At 63.3% G+C, this 2,367-nt stretch carries 2 protein-coding genes and 2 pseudogenes; 1 reads left to right on the top strand and 3 read right to left on the bottom strand.

Annotated elements, in window-relative coordinates; genetic code table 11:
- Positions 1-92: 92 nt before the first annotated feature.
- Positions 93-455 (top strand): annotated as a pseudogene (locus tag EAH84_RS15805) (helix-turn-helix domain-containing protein); the annotation flags it as partial.
- Between the two features lie 525 nt (positions 456-980).
- Here the strand turns inward: EAH84_RS15805 and EAH84_RS15810 are convergent.
- From EAH84_RS15810 to EAH84_RS15820, 3 genes and pseudogenes are all read right to left on the bottom strand, one after another.
- A complete protein-coding gene (locus EAH84_RS15810) occupies positions 981-1,580 on the bottom strand; it encodes an IS110 family transposase (protein WP_241656667.1) in 600 nt (199 codons plus the stop codon).
- A gap of 263 nt (positions 1,581-1,843) precedes the next feature.
- Positions 1,844-2,062, bottom strand: a pseudogene (locus tag EAH84_RS16690) (IS110 family transposase); the annotation flags it as partial.
- 71 nt (positions 2,063-2,133) lie between these two features.
- On the bottom strand, positions 2,134-2,367 hold a 234-nt coding region (locus EAH84_RS15820), incomplete at its 5' end, for an integrase core domain-containing protein (protein ID WP_140867210.1).

Raw genomic sequence — 2,367 nt, forward strand, 5'->3', positions numbered from 1 at the left:
TAGAGCGAATTCCGCCCGATGTGAGTCGATCAGGGATTCCCATAAGCGTGCGGATCTGATTCAGGGTGCTGGCTGGATGGAGGTCGGCATGGATGGGCAAGCCATTATCAATGGATCTGCGTTCGCGGGCACTGGCCGCGGTCGACGAAGGGCTGAGTTGCCGGGCTGCAGCGAGGCGGTTCGGGGTTGCGGCCTCGACGGTGATCCGCTGGCACGACCAGCGTCGCAATACGGGTGGCTATGCCGCCAAGCCGCAGGGCGGAGACACGCGGTCACGCCGGATCGAGTCGCACCGGGACACGGTCCTGGCGCTGCATGACGCACGCCGCGACATCACGCTGGACGAGTTGCGGCGCGAACTGGGCCAAGCGGGCGTGACAGTGGCGATCTCGACGCTGCACCGCTTCTTCGCCCGGCACGGGATCACGCGTAAAAAACGTATGGCCCGCCCCGTCTGCAAGGGTGATTTTTTGACAGCTTGCTGGTCTGCATCAACGTATCCGGTCTCAAGGTCGAGCCTTGGCCAAGATGGGTTCCGCGCGCTCCGGGCCTCATAAAGTTCGCGGTGTCGTACACCACATTTTTAGTCAGGCTGCCGGGGCGCCGGTTCGACCGTTAAGCCATCTATCTTCCACCTCCACAGACATCGTGCACGGCAGCCCGAGCGGCGGCCGCGAACCCTGAATCAGGCCATCGCTGGCCCATGATCATAATCGCGACCGTGTCTAAAAACGTATGGCCCGCCCCGTCTGCAAGGGTGATTTTTTGACAGCTTGCTGGTCTGCATCAACGTATCCGGTCTCAAGGTCGAGCCTTGGCCAAGATGGGTTCCGCGCGCTCCGGGCCTCATAAAGTTCGCGGTGTCGTACACCACATTTTTAGTCAGGCTGCCGGGGCGCCGGTTCGACCGTTAAGCCATCTATCTTCCACCTCCACAGACATCGTGCACGGCAGCCCGAGCGGCGGCCGCGAACCCTGAATCAGGCCATCGCTGGCCCATGATCATAATCGCGACCGTGTCGCAGCACCGCCCATGCGATACGCGCCAGCTTGGCGGCGAGTGCGACGACCACGACGTTGGGATGCGCGCGGGTGAGCATCTGACGCACCCATGCCCCGATTGGCGTCTGCCGCTTCGTAAAATGGACCAAGGCAGATCGAGCGCCGTGGATCAGTTGCGTTCGCAGATATTTGTTGCCGCGCTTGCTGATGCCCAGCAGCTTGGTCTTGCCGCCGGTAGAATGCTGTCGCGGCGTCAGCCCGAGCCAGGCCGCCAGATCGCGACCCTTTGCGAACGCGGAAGCGTCGCCGACGGCAGCCAGGAGCGCGGTGGCGTTGATCGTTCCGATCCCGGGGATCGTCGCCAACCGTCTCGCCTGTTCGTCATCGCGGGTCAGCGCGGCGAGCTCGTCATCGTAGGAACCGATCCGCCGGTCCAGGCTCGCCCACTCTTCGCGTAAATCCTGCAACAACCTGAGCGCGCGGGGACTGATCTTCAGCTCACCCTCCGTCATCATCTCGTCCAACCGCTTGGCAAGGCACGAGCGACGCTTGGGCAGGATCACGCCGCGCTCCAGCAATACGGCCCGAAGCTGATTGGTCAGTCTCGTCCGGCCTGCAACTAGGCGCTCGCGTGNATCGTTCCGATCCCGGGGATCGTCGCCAACCGTCTCGCCTGTTCGTCATCGCGGGTCAGCGCGGCGAGCTCGTCATCGTAGGAACCGATCCGCCGGTCCAGGCTCGCCCACTCTTCGCGTAAATCCTGCAACAACCTGAGCGCGCGGGGACTGATCTTCAGCTCACCCTCCGTCATCATCTCGTCCAACCGCTTGGCAAGGCACGAGCGACGCTTGGGCAGGATCACGCCGCGCTCCAGCAATACGGCCCGAAGCTGATTGGTCAGTCTCGTCCGGCCTGCAACTAGGCGCTCGCGTGCTCGGTGCAACACCTGCAGATCGAGCTGCGCCTCGGTCTTGAGCGTGACCAGGCGCATCGTCGGTCGGGTCGCGGCTTCGGCGATCGCCTCCGCATCACGGTCGTCGGTCTTCTGTGCTTTCACGTAGGGCGCCACAGAGGTGGCTCCGGTCGTCTGCACAGGCTCGCGGCTTGGATAAGTGGATCGCCGCTGGTTGATCATGCCGCTGCGAGAAGCGGCTGGTCGAAGTATATCTGGTCGGGCGTGCGGCCGCCAAGAGCTGAGTGCGGCCGGATGCCATTATAAAATGCGAAGTATCGGCCGATGCCGGCGCGGGCCTCGGGGACCGATGCGTAGGCGTGCAGATATACCTCCTCGTATTTCACCGAGCGCCAAAGGCGCTCAACGAACACGTTGTCGCGCCAGCAGCCCTTGCCGTCCATACTGATGGC

Origin of the sequence: Sphingomonas oligophenolica (assembly GCF_006438955.1) — a bacterium.
Classification (GTDB): Bacteria; Pseudomonadota; Alphaproteobacteria; order Sphingomonadales; family Sphingomonadaceae; genus Sphingomonas; species Sphingomonas oligophenolica_A.